Source organism: Acrocarpospora macrocephala, assembly GCF_009687865.1.
Lineage (GTDB): Bacteria > Actinomycetota > Actinomycetes > Streptosporangiales > Streptosporangiaceae > Acrocarpospora > Acrocarpospora macrocephala.
Genome location: NZ_BLAE01000034.1, coordinates 157,965 through 174,588, shown reverse-complemented (window position 1 = coordinate 174,588; position 16,624 = coordinate 157,965). Strand labels below are relative to the sequence as shown.

13 protein-coding genes are annotated in these 16,624 nt (G+C 67.2%); 8 read left to right on the top strand and 5 right to left on the bottom strand.

The genetic code is table 11. From position 1 onward, the window contains the following. Positions 1-180: 180 nt before the first annotated feature. Positions 181-1,338, top strand: coding sequence for a C40 family peptidase (locus Amac_RS28320; RefSeq protein ID WP_155357448.1), 1,158 nt, complete (start codon positions 181-183; stop codon positions 1,336-1,338). Between the two features lie 391 nt (positions 1,339-1,729). Here Amac_RS28320 and Amac_RS28315 read toward each other — a convergent pair whose 3' ends face one another. Continuing rightward, entirely contained in the window at positions 1,730-2,221 is a 492-nt protein-coding gene (locus Amac_RS28315; RefSeq protein WP_155357447.1) for an inorganic diphosphatase, read from the bottom strand. Between the two features lie 140 nt (positions 2,222-2,361). Here Amac_RS28315 and dacB point away from each other — a divergent pair, with 140 nt between their 5' ends. Then, the gene (dacB, locus tag Amac_RS28310) at positions 2,362-3,747 is read left to right on the top strand and encodes a D-alanyl-D-alanine carboxypeptidase/D-alanyl-D-alanine endopeptidase (RefSeq protein ID WP_246268749.1); all 1,386 of its coding nucleotides are present in this window, start codon (positions 2,362-2,364) and stop codon (positions 3,745-3,747) included. Positions 3,748-3,807: 60 nt separating this feature from the next. After that, positions 3,808-4,950, top strand: a complete 1,143-nt coding sequence (locus Amac_RS28305) for an Rv3626c family coenzyme F420 biosynthesis-associated protein (protein WP_155357445.1) — start codon at positions 3,808-3,810, stop codon at positions 4,948-4,950. Positions 4,951-5,328: 378 nt separating this feature from the next. Here the strand turns inward: Amac_RS28305 and Amac_RS28300 are convergent, their stop codons facing one another. Further along, complete coding sequence (locus tag Amac_RS28300; protein ID WP_246268748.1) at positions 5,329-7,398, bottom strand: amylo-alpha-1,6-glucosidase; 2,070 nt, start codon at positions 7,396-7,398, stop codon at positions 5,329-5,331. Positions 7,399-7,546: 148 nt separating this feature from the next. On the opposite strand from Amac_RS28300, the gene Amac_RS28295 reads away from it, so the two are divergent. The 4 genes from Amac_RS28295 to Amac_RS28280 all read left to right on the top strand — a co-directional run bounded on the left by Amac_RS28295 (position 7,547) and on the right by Amac_RS28280 (position 11,838). Then, complete coding sequence (locus Amac_RS28295) at positions 7,547-8,563, top strand: LacI family DNA-binding transcriptional regulator (protein WP_155357443.1); 1,017 nt, start codon at positions 7,547-7,549, stop codon at positions 8,561-8,563. 44 nt (positions 8,564-8,607) lie between these two features. Continuing rightward, on the top strand, positions 8,608-9,864 hold the full coding sequence (locus Amac_RS28290; protein WP_155357442.1) for a sugar ABC transporter substrate-binding protein: 1,257 nt from the start codon (positions 8,608-8,610) through the stop codon (positions 9,862-9,864). 74 nt (positions 9,865-9,938) lie between these two features. Further along, positions 9,939-10,985, top strand: coding sequence for a carbohydrate ABC transporter permease (locus tag Amac_RS28285; protein ID WP_218041328.1), 1,047 nt, complete (start codon positions 9,939-9,941; stop codon positions 10,983-10,985). A gap of 1 nt (position 10,986) precedes the next feature. Then, positions 10,987-11,838 carry a carbohydrate ABC transporter permease gene (locus Amac_RS28280; protein WP_155357441.1) on the top strand — a complete coding sequence of 284 codons (852 nt, stop codon included), beginning with the start codon at positions 10,987-10,989 and terminating at the stop codon, positions 11,836-11,838. Here the strand turns inward: Amac_RS28280 and Amac_RS28275 are convergent. The 3 genes from Amac_RS28275 to Amac_RS56475 form a co-directional block, all read right to left on the bottom strand. Next, the gene (locus tag Amac_RS28275) at positions 11,835-12,887 is read right to left on the bottom strand and encodes a quinone-dependent dihydroorotate dehydrogenase (protein ID WP_174900232.1); all 1,053 of its coding nucleotides are present in this window, start codon (positions 12,885-12,887) and stop codon (positions 11,835-11,837) included. The two genes, Amac_RS28280 and Amac_RS28275, sit on opposite strands and share 4 nt — an antisense overlap. A 47-nt stretch (positions 12,888-12,934) precedes the next feature. Continuing rightward, positions 12,935-13,549, bottom strand: coding sequence for a pentapeptide repeat-containing protein (locus Amac_RS28270; protein WP_246268747.1), 615 nt, complete (start codon positions 13,547-13,549; stop codon positions 12,935-12,937). 89 nt (positions 13,550-13,638) lie between these two features. Further along, the gene (locus tag Amac_RS56475; RefSeq protein WP_246268745.1) at positions 13,639-15,180 is read right to left on the bottom strand and encodes a trypsin-like serine peptidase; all 1,542 of its coding nucleotides are present in this window, start codon (positions 15,178-15,180) and stop codon (positions 13,639-13,641) included. A gap of 664 nt (positions 15,181-15,844) precedes the next feature. Between Amac_RS56475 and Amac_RS28260 the strand changes: the two genes are divergently transcribed. Then, complete coding sequence (locus tag Amac_RS28260; protein WP_170322691.1) at positions 15,845-16,513, top strand: helix-turn-helix domain-containing protein; 669 nt, start codon at positions 15,845-15,847, stop codon at positions 16,511-16,513. The last annotated feature ends 111 nt before the right edge of the window (positions 16,514-16,624 follow it).

Genomic DNA, 16,624 nt, shown 5'->3' with positions numbered 1-16,624 from the left:
CCCCTACCCCTGACCCCACCCGCGACCACACCCGCAAAACCAACCGCTCGTGTCGCTAAAGCACCCCGGGAAGCGCTGAGCACGAGTGCTCCCGCCTGGTCAAATTACCGTGAGTGATAAGAAGTGTGCACAGGGTGATCCATGGGAATGGTGGGAGTGGAGTGACGGAAGGGGACTGTCATGCCACTTCGCAGGTCGATGATGATCGCCATGGTCGGCGTTCTCGCCTTCGCCGTAGGCGGTTCGCCGGTCGCCGCCGAGCCCGATAAGTCGGATATCGAGGATGCCCAAGACCAGGTCGAGGAACGTTCGCGCGACCTCAACCGCGCCCAGCTCAAGCTGGCTACGGCCGAATCCCGGCTCCAGGAACTGGCCAGCCGCGCGGAACGTCTCGTCGAGGCGTACAACGGGGAACTGGTTCGGCTTCGTGACGCGAAAACCCGCCATGAGGCTCTCACCGCGAACCTCACCAGCGCTGAGGCGCAGGTCGAGGTGGCTCGAAAACAGGTGGCGGCCATCGCGGCCGACACCTACGGCAGGCTCGACGTCTCCCAGCCGATGGTCGCGGTGGTCGGCGAGGGAACTGCGTTCCTGCGCCGGGCCAGCCTGCTCAGCCAGCTGAGCGACGAGCAGTCGGCGACGATGAACCGGTTGCGGGACTCGCAGCAGGTCCACGCCATCCTGGAGGCCCAGGCGGCCCACGCGCTGGCCGAGCAGCAGGCCGCCGCGAAAGAGGCGGAACGGCTGAAGGAGGCCGCCGCCAAAGCGGTCGAGGAGCAGCTGGCGGAGACCAAGTCGATCAAGAAGGAGAAGGTCGGCCTGGTCGAGCAGCTGGATGCCGCCCGCTCGAAGGTGGAGCGCATCAAGCGGGAACGGGAACTGGCGCGCATCAGGCGGGAACAGGCGGCAGCCGGGCGGCATTCGAACTTCCGCCTGGGGTCCGCTCCCAGATGGGCGCGTGCGGCGTCATCCGGGATGGGCGGGATCGCGGCCCAGTGGGCGCTGAACCAGCTGGGCAAACCCTACGTCTGGGCGGCCGACGGCCCGGGGAGTTTCGACTGCTCCGGCCTGAGCATGCGCGCCTGGGAGCAGGCCGGAGTCGATCTCGACCACTGGACCGGCACCCAATGGACCTCGGGCCCGCACGTGCCCCTGGGCCAGCTCCGGCCAGGCGACCTGCTCTTCTTCGGCCGCGTCTCCAGCGACCCGGGAACGATCCACCACGTCGGCATCTTCATCGGCCGCGGCCTGATGGTCCACGCCCCCCAAACGGGGGACGTGGTCCGCACCGCGTCGATCTGGCGCCGCGACCTGGTCGGCGCCACCCGCCCAGCCTGACCGCCGAGGTCCACTGACCGTCCGTCGGCCACGGATCCGCCAGGAAGGTCAGATCCACCGCCCCGCCAGCCACGAACAAAGTCGGATCCACCAGGGTTCGCCGGGCTTGGCGGGTGGCGGTCGCGAACGCGGTGAACGTCGTCACCGCCACGGAGGTTGATGCGAGGCCGCCAACGCAGACCAGGTTCAGTCGTCATCACGGCCATGGGGTGTTCAGGTTGTCGCGATGCCGCCAACACAGGCCAGGTCGGTCGTCGTCACTGCAACGGAGGACGCGACGTCGCCGACTCGGGCCGGGTCAGTTGTCATCATCGCCATGGAGGACGTACATGTTGATGTGACGTCGCCGACGCTGGTGCTCACCGCCGTGGAAGGCGTACACAGATCAGGTTCAGTGTTCGGGTGCGGTTTGGGCGCGTTTGATCGAGCGTTCGATCTCGAGTTCGGCCTCGACCCGGCCGACCCAGTTCGCGCCCTCGACCGACTTGCCGGGCTCCAGGTCCTTGTAGACCTCGAAGAAGTGCTGGATCTCCAGGCGGTCGAACTCGGGGACGTGGTGGATGTCGCGGATGTGCTCCATCCGGGGGTCGGTGGAGGGCACGCAGAGGACCTTGTCGTCGCCGCCCTTCTCGTCGGTCATCCGGAACATGCCGACGGCGCGGCAGCGGATGAGACAGCCGGGGAAGGTGGGCTCCTGGAGGAGGACGAGGGCGTCCAGGGGGTCGCCGTCCTCGCCGAGGGTGTGTTCGATGAAGCCGTAGTCCGCGGGGTACTGGGTGGAGGTGAACAGCATGCGGTCCAGGCGGATACGCCCGGTCGTGTGGTCCACCTCGTACTTGTTCCGCTGCCCCTTGGGAATCTCAACGAGGACGTCGAATTCCACTGCGGTTCCTCCGCTCAGCACCCCGGGCGGCCCCGAGGTGGCATTAGTGTCTCGTTTATTAAGAAACGTGTGACCTGGGCCATCATGGGTGGCCCGGGATCATGGATCCTATTTGGCGGCATATATCAGGAAGAGGTCACGTGGTGCGACGCGAGCGCTGGGTGTTGTTGCTCACCCTCGCCCTGCTGCAGGCGTTCGCCATCGCCGTGGGCGTCTATGTGATCGTCCACGGCACCGAACAACTCCCGGCCTCGATAGCGGCACCGAAACCGACTCCCACCCCCATTGTCACCGCGGGCCCTGTGCTGGACTCCGCGGCAGACGGACCTCTCCCAGCCAAGGGTACTTTGGCCGCCCTCCTCGGTGATGCGATGGGTGCCCCGGCGATTGGCGGAAAACTGGCGGGGGCGGTGCTCGACACCGAGACCGGCGAAACCTTGTTCGACTCCGCGGCCGGCACCGCGCTCACCCCGGCCTCCACCACCAAAGTCGTCACCGGAGTGGCCGCGCTGGCCTCGGTCGGGGCGGACACCAAACTGGTGACGAAGGTGATCCGCTCGGGCACCACGTCGATCGCGCTCGTCGGCGGCGGCGACGTGACCCTGGCGGGGCCTGAGGCCGATCCCAAGGAGCGCGTCTATCCTCGCCCGGCGTCGCTGGCCACGCTCGCCTCCCGTACCGCGAGGGCGCTCAAAGCCGCGGGGACCAGGTCGGTTTCGCTCAGGTATGACGCCTCGCTGTTCGATGGGCCGACGATCGCGCCAGGGTGGAAGCCGACGTACGTACCAGAAGGAAGCGCGATGCCCGTGACGGCGCTCGCGATCGACGAAGGCCGGGTTTCCCCGAAGTCGGACTCCCGCTCCGCCGACCCGCCCCGCGCGGCCGCCCTCGCGTTCGCCGAGCTCCTCGAAAAGCAGGGCATCAAAGTCAACGACAACATCCGGCCTGGTACGGCGAAGCCCACCTCCCCCGAACTCGCCAGAGTCGAGTCCGCCCCCGTCTACCAGCTGGTCGAACGTATGCTCACGATCAGCGACAACGACCTGGCCGAAGCCCTCGCCCGGCAGGTCGCGATCAGCGAGAAACTCCCGCACACCTTCGTCGGTCAGGCCCAGGCCGTGCACCAGGTGCTGGCCAGGCTCGGCGCCGACCAGGGTGTGGAAGTGCATGACGGCAGCGGCCTGTCCACCCAGAACAGGATCACCCCGGCGGCGCTGGCCAAACTGGTCGCCCTGTCCGCCTCCCCGGCCCATCCCGAACTGCACACGCTGGTCAGCGGCCTGCCCGTGGCCGGGTATACCGGAACTTTGCACGACAGGTACGACGAGTCCGACTCGCGGGCCGGGGCCGGATTGGTCCGCGCCAAGACGGGCACGCTCAACGGAGTGAACACGCTGACCGGCCTCGTCTACACCATGGACGGCCGGTTGCTCAGCTTCGCCTTCATGGCCAACGACGTCGCCAACCCGGCGAAGACGATCGAGGCGCTTGACAAGCTTGCCGCGATCGTGTCGCGCGCGGCGTAACGGCAGGACATACGGTGGGGGAAATGCGGAACGCAGCTAATGAGGAGCGGTGAGCGAGTAATGCCCGCAGTAATCGATTGGGACCTCGCCGTCGCCACCGGAGTGCGTCTGGTCCGCCCGGGCCCGCAGGTGAGCCGGGACGAGGCCAAGAACGCCGTGACCGAGCTCCGCCGGCTGTCCCGCGAGGCCGAAGGCCACGTCAAGGAGTTCACCGGCATCGACTCGGCGCCTCCGGAGGAGGCCACGATCGTCGACCGGCCTGGCTGGATCCGGGCCAACGTGGACGGGTTCAAGGTCGTCCTTGAGCCGCTGACCGACAAGGTCGGCAGCAGCATGCCCGGCATCGTGAGCGCGGTCGGCTCCCGGATCACCGGGGTCGAGGTGGGCGCCGTGCTGGCGTTCCTCGCCTCCCGGGTGCTCGGGCAGTACGAGCTGTTCCTGCCGCCGGACCCCGACGGCAACGCGCCCACCGGCCGGTTGACCCTGGTCGCGCCGAACATCGTGCACGCGGAGCGCGAACTCGCTGTGGACCCTCGTGACTTCCGCCTCTGGGTCTGCCTGCACGAGGAGACCCACCGGGTGCAGTTCACCGGCGTCCCCTGGCTGCGCGAATACCTCCAGTCCCAGATGACGGAATTCCTCACCATCTCCGATCTGGATCTCTCGACCCTGCTCCACCGCATGCGCGACGTCACCGACGCCGTCGCCGACGCCTTCAAGGGCGGCGACAGCAACATCATCGAGGCCATCCAGACCCCCGAGCAGAAGACCATCCTCGACCGCGTCACCGCCGTGATGACCCTCGTCGAGGGCCACGGCGACTACGTCATGGACGCCGTCGGCCCCTCCGTGGTCCCCTCCGTCGCCGACATCCGCGCCAAATTCCACCACCGCCGCGCCGGCGGCTCCCGCATCGACCAGATCATCCGCCGCCTCCTCGGCATCGAACTCAAAATGAAGCAGTACGCCGAGGGCTCCACCTTCGTCAAAGCCGTCGTCAACGAAGCAGGCATGGCCGGCTTCAACCGCGTCTGGACCTCCCCCAACACCCTCCCCACCCGCCAAGAAATCTCCGACCCCCACCTCTGGATGCACCGCGTCCTCAACTCCAACGCCCTCCCTCCCCACAACACCCAAAACGGCCAAAATGGCCAGAACGGCACGACCCCCCCAACCAACAACGACCCCAACAATCCCGAGTGATCCAACTTCGCCTCAAAAGACCGACGCGCGAAGTACGGCGGGTCACCCCGCGGGTGGGCAGGGCGGACACGTAGGCCGACGTAAGACCGTGCCCGAGACCACCGCGCCCGCGATGGCCGCTGACCAGCGGCTAACGAGAGGCCCGCTATCACGGTCGGCCGGAGTGTCCGTCCTGCCCACCCGCTACGGACCCCAGCCCTCACACCCCACCCGATCGCTTACCGTGGAACTCCCACCCACCCTTTTGTGTTTGTCCGGGCTCCGCCCGCCCCCGCCATCGCCGTGGCTTGCGCCACCTACCCGCTACGAACCCCGACCACCACACGGCACCCGATTGGTCGCAGTAGAACCCACCCAGAAGACGCCAAAGACCAGTTGTCAGCTCAGTGACATCCCCGCCGGAAGTCCGGTCGCTGTGGCCTTGCCGTCATAGTCCACGTGCACGTCGACATGGGCACCCCCCACCCGCAGGCCCCGTACCGAAACCGCCCCGAGCGGCGCACCGGCCAGGGGCCGTAGCACCGCGCGCCCGCCGGGCACATCCGGATAGAACCCCACCGCCGCATGCGCGATCGTCACCGCCGCAGCCGCCGACCAGGCCTGCGGGCGGCATGCCGCCGGATACGGCACCGGCCGGATCACGCTCTCCCGGCTATCCCCCGCATACAACTCAGGCAGCCGATACCCGAACGACTCCGCAGCCGCCAGCAGCCCTTCCGCCAGTACCGCGGCTTGGTCGCCGAAGCCCTCGCGGGCCAGTCCGGCGATCACGATGGCCGTGTCATGCGGCCAGATGGACCCGCAATGGTAGGACAGCGTGCTGTACCCACCCTCCTCCGCCGACATCGTCCGCAACCCGAACCCTTCCGCCATCGCGGGCGAGGCGAGCAGCGCGGCCACCTGCGCGGTTTCCTCCTCCGACAGCAGCCCGGTGCCGAGCAAATGCCCAATGTTGCTGGTCAAGGCGTCCACCGGCCGCTTGTCGTGATCGAGCGCGAGCGCCGGGAACCTCCCATGCGGCCCGTCCACCCAGAACTTGGCGCGGAACCGTTCGGCCAGCGCCGCGGCGTACTCGCGCCACTCCTCGGCCCCCGGACGACCGAACGCCTCAAGCAGCGACGCCCCCTGCCGGGCTGCTTGGTAGGCGTACCCCTGCACCTCCACCAGCGCGATAGGCGGCTCAGCCATGCCGCCATGCCGGAACCGGATGGAGTCACCGGAATCCTTCCAGCCCTGATTGGCCAGGCCACGCCCGCTGGAATCGATGTATTCGATGAAGCCATCCCCATCCGGATCGGCGTGGTCGCGCAGCCAGCCGAGCGCCGCCTCCAGGTTGGGCACCAGCGCCGCGACTTCGTCCTCCGGCAGACCCCACCGCCAGGCGTCGTGCAGCAGGCTGATCCAGAGCGGGGTGGCGTCGATGGTGCCGTAGTACGCGGCGGGTATCCGCACGTTGTGCGCCGGCTCGACGAACTCGTCCCGGCGCAGTTCATGCATGATCTTCCCGGGAGCCTCGCCGGTCCTGGGATCAATTCGAACCCCCTGCCGCCGGGCCAGCGTACGCAACGTCCCCCCGGCCAGGTCGGTCCCCAGCGGAAGCATCATCGACGCCGCCCACAGGCTGTCCCGGCCGAACAACGTCAGGAACCAGGGCACTCCCGCGCCCAGAAAGGTGTCCTCCGGCGTGCCGGCCTCGGTCAACCGCAGCGACGCGAGGTCGTCCAGCGCCTGGTCGAGCATCCGGGTCAACCGCCGGTCCGCGACGGTCACCCCCGGCACGCTCCACTCCAGTTCCCCCGGTGGCGCGACCACGACCGCGTCCGGATCCTCGATCAGGGTGTCCCAGAACAGGATCACCCGGCTGCGCGGCGCCAGCGTGATCTGCCACACCAGCCGGGACTCGTCCACAACCGAGGCTCCCGCCCCGGTCGCCACCACCCGGATCCGCCCGGAACGCCACGACAACTGCCCAGGCCCAGTGCGGACCGGTTCGCTGGTCTCGGTGTCACCTCCGGACTTGACCACGCTGATCGGCGCGAAATCGCAGGCCAGCTCGATGCTCACGGTGGCCGTCACGGTCATGGAGGCGGTAGAAGTGATCTCCACGCTCTCGCTCATACCGGTCGGGCCGATCTCGCGCACCCGGTCGATCCGTACGGTCGGATCCGGCATGCGATCGCCAAGCCGGCGGGCCAGCGAGGTGAATCGGCTGCGACCCGGACCGGCCGGGGCGTAGCCGATGGCCTCCGGTTCGTGGCCGTCGACCAGCAGGGTGGCCTGGGACAGCGCACGGGTGTCAGCGTGGAAGAGCCCTTGCACCCCCGCCGGACGGATCTGCCCGTCGGCGCCGCTGAGCGCGCTGGTAGGCGCCATGACCGTGCTGATCAGGTCGTGCAGCAGCGGTTGCAGGCGATGATCGCCCAGACCGCTGTGCGGTTCGGCAAGCACACGTAGTCCTTTCGTTATCTCCATCCAGCGGCCCTGCCCTTGACAGACGGTCGCGGGAGGTGCAGATTGCGAAACAATTCTCTAACTTTGAACGATCAAATCATGCCTTACTTCTATTTGAACGTTCAACCCCCCGAAAGGTGTGTTCATGGCCGAAAAGGTGACGATCGCCGACGTCGCCCGTGTCGCGGGCGTCTCCCGGCAGACCGTTTCCAACGCTCTGAACACCCCCGAGGTCGTACGCCCGGAGACGCGGCAGCGGGTGCTGGAAGTCGTCGAGGAGCTCGGTTACCGAGTGAACCTCGCGGCCCGGCAGATGCGCACCGGCCGGTCCGGGCTGATCGCCATCAGGGTCGACCCGGTCGGCGACGGCATCAACGGCTCGGTCTTCGACCGGTTCCTGCACGGGCTGACCGAGGCGGCCGCCGAAGCAGGCCACCGGCTGCTGCTGTACACCGCCGCCGACGACCACAAGGAGATCGCCGCCTTCGAGGACCTGCTCGGCGCGCACGAGCCGGACGCGTTCGTGCTGACCAGCACCCACCACAAGGATCTCCGCACCTCCTGGCTGCTCGAGCGGCAGTTGCCGTTCGTCACGTTCGGCCGCCCGTGGAGCGAACTCCCCGACGTGCGGCACCCGTGGGTGGACGTGGACGGCGCGGCCGGCACCGAGGCGGCCACCGAGCACCTGCTCGCCGCCGGGCACCGCCGGATCGCCTTCATCGGCTGGCCGCCCGGGTCCGGCGTCGGCGACGACCGCCGGCTCGGCTGGTCCCGGGCCCTGGCCGGGGCCGGGCTCGACCCCACCGGCCTGAGCCGGGAGACCGACGACGGCAGCGTCGAGGGCGAGGACGCGGCCCGCGACCTGCTGGCCGGCGACCCCGACATCACCGCCCTGGTCTGCGCCAGCGACTCGCTCGCGCTCGGCGCCCTGCAGGTGGCCCGCTCCCCCAACCCCGCCTGGCACGCCGAGGCCTACCGGCGCATCGCCGTGATCGGCTTCGACGACACCCCGGTGGCCAAGGCGATCGGGCTGACCAGCGTGCACCAGCCCCTGACCGAAGCCGCGGCCCGCTGCATGAGCCTGCTCAGCCGGGCCCTCGAAGGAACACCGCCCAGCCACCTCCTGCTCCCGCCCTTCCTGGTGGTACGGCAGTCCGCCTGACCAGAGATCAGCGCACAACCCCCGGAAAGACAAGGAATATCGCGATGAAGCGCAGCACCCTTCGAAAGGCGGCCGTCCTGTCGGCCGCGTCCGCCGCCCTGCTCTCGGCAGCCGCCTGCGGCAGCGGTTTCGAGGAGCCGGGCGCCGCTCCCACCCAGGCCCCGGCCTCCGCCGGACCGGCCGACCTGCAGATCATGATCGGCTCCTCCGGCGAGGCCGAGACCAAGGCGGTCAACGACGCCGCCGCCGCGTGGGCCACCAAGACGGGCAACAAAGCCACGGTGACGCCCGCCCAGGACCTCGGCCAGCAGCTCGGCCAGGCCTTCGCGGGTGACAGCCCGCCGGACGTGTTCTACGTGGACGCGTCCCGGTTCGCCGACTACGCCAGCGTGGGGGCGCTGGAGCCGTACGGCGACAAGATCTCCAACCCGACCGACTTCTACCAGAGCCTGCGCGACACCTTCACCTACGACGGCAAGTACTACTGCGCGCCCAAGGACTTCTCCACCCTGGCCCTGGTGATCAACACCGACCTGTGGGCCAAGGCCGGGCTGACCGACGCCGACGTGCCGACCACCTGGGACCAGCTCACCGCCACCAGCGAGAAGCTGAAGGCCAAGGACATCACCCCGCTGGCGCTCGGCGACACCCGCGACCGGGTGGGCGCGTTCATGGTCGGCGCGGGCGGCTGGATCATCAGCCAGGACGGCAAGACCGCGACCGCCGACACGCCCGAGAACCTGACGGCGCTGACCTACGTCCAGGGCCTGATGAAGGACAAGTACGCCCAGACGCCCAAGCAGCTGGACGCCGGCTGGGCCGGTGAGGCCTTCGGCAAGGGCAAGGCCGCGATGACGGTCGAGGGCAACTGGATCAAGGGCGCGATGACCAACGACTTCCCCGACGTGAAGTACTCGGTCCACGAGATGCCCGCCGGTCCCAAGGGCAAGGGCACGCTCTCCTTCACCAACTGCTGGGGCATCTCCGCCAAGAGCAAGTACAAGGAGCAGGCCATCAGCTTCGTCGAGGCGATGACCACCGTCGAGCAGCAGATGGCGTTCGCCACGGCGTTCGGCGTCATGCCCTCCCGCCAGTCCGCCAAGGACGCCTACACCGCGGCCTTCCCGAACGACGCCCCCTTCGTGAACGGCGCCGACTACGCGCACGGCCCGGTCAACGCGCCCAAGATGGACAGCGTGCTGGCCGACTTCGACACCGGCATCCAGCAGCTCGACACGATCAAGCCGAAGACCCTGCTGGAGCGGGTGCAGAAGAACACCACGGCAGCCCTCGGCAACTAACCCCATTTCCGCGCCGGTACGGCACTCGCCTCGGGGGGCGGGTGCCGTACCGGGCGGCCCGAAAGGAGGCCGTCGTGGCTGTTGCCGCGCGGCGTCGAGGGTTCTCCGCCGCCGCCAGGGAGAACCTCGCGGGCTGGCTGTTCGTGGCCCCAGTTGTCGTCATTCTCAGCCTGTTCATGCTGTTGCCGATTCTGATGGCGCTGTGGGTCAGCGTGACCGACTGGAACGGGCAGGGCAGCCCGTTCAAATCGAGCGTGCCTTTCGTGGGGACCGAGAACTACACCCGATTGTTCACCGAGGACGGGCTCACCCGGCAGGATTTCATGACGAGCCTGCGGAACAACGTCTACTACGTGCTGATCGTGGTGCCCTGCCAGACCTTGCTCGCGCTCGGTCTGGCCATGATCGTCAACAACCGGCTGCTGCGCGGCAAGTCGTTCTTCCGTGCGGCGTTCTTCTTCCCCTCGGTCACCAGCTCGGTGGCCATCAGCGTGGTCTTCCTGTTCGTGTTCGCCAACTCGGGCGCGGTCAACAACCTGCTGAGCGTCTTCGGCATCGACGGGCCGCAGTGGTTCTCCGATTCCCGGGGGACCCTGCACCTGCTGCTGAGCGGGGTGGGTCTGGTCGATCTGGACGCTCCGCCGACGGCGCTGCTGGAGTCGGGTCCGTTTGGCCTGTCCTGGTGGGACTGGCTGTCGGGGCCGAGCGTGGCCATGACGACCATCATCATGCTGGTCATCTGGACCACCTCGGGCACGTTCATGCTGATGTTCCTGGCCGCCCTGCAGGACATCCCGGTAACCCTGGAAGAGGCCGCCAAGCTGGACGGCGCGGGCAACAAGGGCGTCTTCCGTTACGTGACGCTGCCGATGCTCAAGCCGACGCTGTTCCTGGTGCTGACGCTGGGGCTGATCTCCACGTGGCAGGTGTTCGACCAGATCTACGTGATGAGTCAGGGCAATCCCGCCAAGACCACCCTTACTCCGGCGTTCTTGTCCTACCAGACAGCCTTCCGGAGCTTCGAGTACGGCTCCGGGACGGCGATCTCGTTCGTGCTGTTCGCCATCATCGTGGTGCTGACGCTGATCCAGCGATGGGTCATGCGGGATCGGAAGGTGTGAGGTGACTCGCGACACCACCGGCGGGCGGACGTTCGCCTCGACCTTCGTCGGCTACTGCGTCCTGATCTTCTTCGCGCTGGTCTTCCTCTACCCGTTCGTGATCCAGATCGGAAACTCGTTCAAGACCGAATCGGACGCTGCGGCCAACCCGCTGTCGCCGTTCCCCGACCCGGTGTCCACGGGCGGGTACGAGCGGGTGTTCCTCGGCACCGACCTGCCGCTCTGGCTGGGCAACTCGATCGTGATCACGATCGTGGTGACGCTCGGGCGGCTGCTGCTCGACTCGATGGCGGGCTACGCTCTCGCCCGCCTCCGGTTCCGTGGCCGCGCCGGGCTGTTCTCGGCGATCCTCGCCATCATGGCGGTCCCGGGCGTTGTGCTCTTTATCCCAAAATTTCTGGTTTTGAATCAGATCGGGATCTACAACAGCTACACCGCGCTGGTACTGCCGGTGATCGCGGACGCGGCGGGCGTGTTCATCATGAAACAGTTCTTCGAGTCCATTCCGGTTAGCGTCGAGGAGGCCGCGCGGATCGACGGAGCCGGGGTGTTCCGGACGTTCTGGTCGGTCGTGCTGCCGATGGCCCGACCGGCGCTGATCACGCTGATGATCATCTCCTTCCAGGGCACCTGGAATGAGTTCCCGCACAGCCTGGTGGCCGTGCAGGATCCGGCGCTGTTCACGCTGCCCCGGGGTCTGGCCGACTTGGTGTCGGGGTCGCTGGGGGTCGGCACCCAGTATCCGCTCAAACTGGGTGCGGCTCTGCTGGCCACCATTCCGGTGGCCGTAATCTTCGTTGTCTTCCAGCGCTATTTCGTGCGGGGAGCCAACGAGGGCTCCGACAAGGGTTAGTCGACTCGCCCAATGACCTGGGCGATCGAGGTGTACCCATGTCGGCGCAGGCGGCGGGAGAGCTGGCGATTCATGCGGGACGGCCACAGCGGTCCCGCGTAGATCAGCCCGGTGTAGCCCTGGACCAGGGTGGCGCCGGCGAGAAGACGTTCCCAGACGTCGTCCACGCTCTCCACGCCGCCGACCGAGACGAGCGCGAGCCGGTCCCCCACCTTGGCGTGCAGCCTGCGGAGCACTTCCAGCGAGCGCTCCTTCAACGGCCGGCCAGACAGTCCGCCTTGTTCCGTGGATGAGACGTTTTTTCGGCTGATCGTGGTGTTCGTGGCGATGATTCCGGCGAGGCCGAGTTCCACCGCGAGCTGGGCGACTTCGTCCACGTCCTCGTCGGCCAGGTCGGGCGCGATCTTCACCAGCAGGGGCGTACGGCCCGCGACGGCTTTGACCTGGGTGAGCAGGGGGCGCAGCAGCTCCACGGCCTGCAGGTCGCGCAGGCCCGGGGTGTTGGGCGAGCTGACGTTGACGACCAGGTAGTCGGCCAGCGGAGCCAGCGTCCTGGCGCTGGTCACGTAGTCGCGCGCGGCCTCGTCCTCGGGCACGACCTTGGTCTTGCCGATGTTGACGCCGACGACGACCGGGAGGCTACGGGGCTTTCTGAGGCGTTTCGCGGCCGCTGTCGCGCCGTTGTTGTTGAAGCCCATCCGGTTGATGATCGCCCGATCGCCGATGAGGCGGAACAGGCGGGGGCGGGCGTTGCCCGGCTGCGCGTGTGCGGTGATCGTGCCCACCTCGACGTGGCCGAACCCCAGCGCGGCCAGCGGCTCCACGCATTCCGCGTTCTTGTCGAACCCGGCGGCCAGCCCGAACGGGCTGGGGAAGTGCACGCCGAAAGCCTGGACGCGCAGAGCCTCATCACGCGGGGCCAGCCAGCCGTGGAGGATCTGCTTCACCAGGGGCAGGATGGCCAGGATCCGGAGCAACCGGATCGTCAGATGATGAACCGTCTCGGCGTCAGTACGGCTCAGAACTCGCGTGAGCAGGATTCGATACATCACCGATCAGGGTATCGTCCCACTCCACCACGGCGAGAAACCGGTCCTCAGCCGACGTCCATCCCCAGCGCGGCGGCGATGGTGATCGCCTGGGAAAAGTCGATCTTCGCTCCCGTGACGGTGGCCGCGCGGGGATCCAGTGCGGAGAGGTCGCTGCCGCGCAGGTCGCATTCGGTGAAATCCGTCTGGCGTAACGAAGCCCCGGAGAGATCGACGCCGCGGAAAGTGGCACGCGCGCAGATGGTGTTCCGCAGGTCGGCCTCGCGGAGCCGGACGCCATCGAAGGTTGTGCCGGTGAGGTCGGCGTAGGGCAGGGCGGCGAAGGACCAGTCGCCGCCGTCGACCTTGAGCAGCGCGAACGTGCAGTCGTCGAAGGTGCTGCCGACCAGCTTGCAGCCGGTGAAGGTGGCGTCGAAGAACGAGCAGCGGACGAACGTGCAGTTGAGGAACGCCGACTCGGTGTGGGTGGAGACGTTGAAGCGCACGCCGCGGAAGGTGCATTCGGAGAAGACCGCGCGGCTGCTGGTGGCCTCGGTCATGTCCACGTCGACGAACTCGACCCGATGATGTTCCTGGCCGGACAGGTCATCCCCATCCCAGCTCACCGAACGGATCGTCGTGCCCGCCTCCGGCGGGAGGCCCCTGCGCCCTCGCTCAACCACCAGGCCACCCTACGCACCCCCACCGACAATTCCAGAAGGGCCCGGCCGCTGGCAGACCGGACCCTGGCAGGACCCGAGGGCACCTGCTGTTAGACGATCTTGCCTGACCACAGGTTCGCGGCGACCTTGTAGACCCCGTAGGTCTCCCCGTCGAAGTACGGCGAGACGCTGGTGTCGTAACGGTTGTTACCGTCGCGGTCGGCGACGCCGATCGTGACGCCGTTCAGGAAACCGAGGCGACGCGCGCTCTTGTATTCGACGAGCCACGCCGAACCGATCGAACCCTCACCGGTGAACGAGGACTTGACCCCGATGAGCTCCTCCGCCTTGATGGCCGAAGCCGAGGCGGCGAAGGTCTTGCCGTACTGGTACTTGAGGGTCTTGCCGGTGAAAGCGTGGTTGCCGTCCGGGTGCGAGCCGCTCGGGTAACCGAAGACGAAGACGTTCTTGCCGACCTTCTGGTTGTACGCCAAGCCCTGGCCGCCGACGTTGTCACCGAGGCGACCGACGTCCTTCAGGCCGATGGAGTACAGCTTGCCGACGACCTTGTAGTCCAGGTCGAAGGTCGCCTTGTACGTCCGGTAGTAGTAGCGGTACTCCGGCGGGCCGTCCACGTTCGTAGAGATCTTGAAGTACAGCGTCCGGTGATCCGCCGACAGGTACTGGATCGCGTTCGGGTCGCCGGCCGGGGGCTTCCACGCGTCAGGCCTGATCTGCGTGTCGAAGTAGTCGGTCCCGTCGACCTTCGGGTCAGCGGGCTTGGGCTTCGGCTGCACCGTCAGCTGGTGGGACGGGTTGAACCTCTGGAAGGTCTCGTACTTGATGTTCAGGACCGTCTCGTACTCCCCGGGCACGATGCCCCCGGGCACCACGTGCCGGTAGTCGCGGACCGGGACCACGGTCAGCTCGGCCCGCGCGGAGGCGGGGTCGGCCAGCAGCCTGGCCTTCTCCTTCTCCGCCTCGGTCTTGGTCTCGAAACGTTTGCTGTCGTAGTGCCGGTCGACGTCGGCCGAGGTGGGGATGACGCCGTTGTACACGGTCACGAACGCGTAGTCGCGGTCGCCGTCCTCGTAGACGTCGTAGTCGTAGTGCGTGAACGCCTGCTTGCCGACGTAGATGCCCCACGGGGTCTTGCCCTCGTAGTAACCGGGGATGAAGACCCACTTGTCGAGCGTGGCCTTGTTCGACTCGGTGTCGTACACGCAGTGGCCCGCGGTGGCGACCAGATTGCGGTGAGCCGACTGGATCGAGGTGCCCGTGCACCAGTGCGGCCGGTGGTCGGCGCCGATGAAGAACACCTTGCCCGTGGTCCGGGGCAGGTTGACGTTCTTCGAGGAGCCGCCGCTCTTCTCGTCGCCGATCGCCGGAATGGTTCCGGGCTTGCTGTCGGCGGCCGGGCCGCCGGTCGAGACGTGCTTGGCGACGACCTTGGTCTCCACGTTGTACGGCGTGGCGCCGATCAGGTTGGCCTTGCGCTCGCCGTACCAGAACGCGGCGACCTGGCGGGCGGCCATGTTCGTGTTGGCGAGGATGACCGATGGGACCTCGTCGGTCGCTTGGGCCGGGGAGGTGACAAGAGCGGAGGCCAGCAGGCCCGCGCTAATGCCACCTACAACGAAGGTGCGCTTCATGGTGTAACCCCAGGTCTGTCGTGGGACGTCACTTGCGCCCCATGCGTCAGTAAAGGAACAAAGAGACGGTATAGCACGCATTCATATGCGTAGGTAGATTCGGGTGATTAGCCGTGATGGGGCTATGAGTCTCTAATTCGCGATATTTCCGCAGATGAGACTGGGCGGTATAACGGACTTAACCGACGCCTATTCGTCTGGGCTATGACGTAAATCACATTTTAACCGGTGACACGCTGGGGCTGTCGGAAGCGCGTCTAATATCGACCGGAAAATGCGGCAGGGCTCGCCCTGCTGATTACTGGAACCCGGGCCACCTCCGGATCCCGCGTACTTGGCCAGCCACGACGAGCCGATAGAGCTTGAAGGGAATGTGTGTGATTAATCGTGTGAAACAAATCGAGGCCGGATAGATTCGCTGCCCGCATCGCTTGTCACGGGTGCCTAAGTAGGGGCAGCGACGCGAATCACTCGCGCCGATCCCACCGGACGGCATTCCGCGCCCCCCAGGACCAGTATTCGGATTTTCTGGGCACGTAATGGCTCTGGTCGTCTCCGCCGTTTGGTGCGTCCATTAAGTACGCCGGCTCACCTGTCCGCCGCGAATTTGTCGGCGGGTTTGTCGTGCGCGTACGGAATGTGGATGCGACTGGGGAGCTTTCCGGTGATCAAACTGGTCCTGACCGACGAGGAGCGCGAACAGCTGATCAGCTGGTCTCTGGACGACTCCGCGCCCGCCCGGGCGATGCGGGCCGAGCTCGTCCTCCGCTGCGCGGCGCCCGGAGCCGTCAACGAGCGAGTCGCCGCCGAACTCGGCGTCACATCGATAACCGTCGGCAAATGGCGCACCCGATTCCTCAAGTCCCGCCTGGACGGCCTGACCGATAATGGCCGCCCCGGCCGCCCCAAGGCCGACGTCGAACTCACCGACCAGGAACGCGCGCAGCTGCTTGAATGGGCCGCCACCTCCTCGGGTCTCGCCCTGCGTTCGGCGATCGTGCTCGCCTGCGCTCAGGGCAAGAGCAACGAAGCGGTCGCCGCCGAGCTGAACGTGCACGCGGACACGGTGTCCAAGTGGCGCAACCATTTCGTACGGCGCCGCCTGGAAGGGCTGGCCAGCCGCCAACCTCGCGGCCGTCCCGCGACCATCACCGCGGAACAGATCGAACAGGTCGTCATGGCCACTATCCAAGAGTCACCGAAGGGGGGTTCGCGGTGGTCGCGGGCGACCATGGCACAACACAGTGGCCTGTCGAAGTCCACCATCGGGCGGATCTGGCGCACCTTCGAAATCAACCCACACCTGCAGACGCAGTCCGCCGACGACGTGTGAGCGTTCGTCCGCGGTCGTTGACCAGGGACTATCATGACGGAGTTGCGCCCTGGGCGACCCGCGCTGTGGGCGAATAGCGAGGACGCCGTGAACACCACCTCGGACGAGGCT